The 345-nt window shown below is 72.2% G+C and carries 1 protein-coding gene; it reads right to left on the bottom strand.

What is annotated here, in order from left to right:
* Nucleotides 1-345, bottom strand: a 345-nt coding sequence (locus UK12_RS34075; protein WP_045307096.1) for an ATP-binding cassette domain-containing protein, incomplete at both ends; no start/stop codon positions are given.

Below are 345 nucleotides of genomic sequence, written 5' to 3'. Positions count from 1 at the left end.
GCGCGAGCCCCACGTGCTCCAGCACGGTCTTGGGTGCGAAGAGGTTGGAGCTCTGGAACCCGATGCGGACCTCGGCTCGCAGCTGGGCCAGTTCCCGGCCTTCGGCGGGCAGCGGCCGGCGGTGGCGGGCGATGGGGCCGGAGTGGCCCGTGCCCAGCCGGTTGATCGTCCGGCACAGGGTCGAGTTGCCGGACCCGGACTGGCCGGTCAGCACTACCACCTCGCCCCGGGTGATCTCCAGGTCGATGTCCTGGAGCCCGTGGGGCGCTCCGAAGTGGTTGTTGACGCCGCTCAGCACGACCAGGGGCGCGGGCCGGGAGTCGGTGCCGGTGGTCTCGGTCATCG

This window comes from Saccharothrix sp. ST-888, from assembly GCF_000955975.1.
Taxonomy (GTDB): Bacteria; Actinomycetota; Actinomycetes; order Streptomycetales; family Streptomycetaceae; genus Kitasatospora.
The sequence above is the reverse complement of the archived record's forward strand: the minus strand, read 5'-3'. Positions and strand labels throughout refer to the sequence as shown.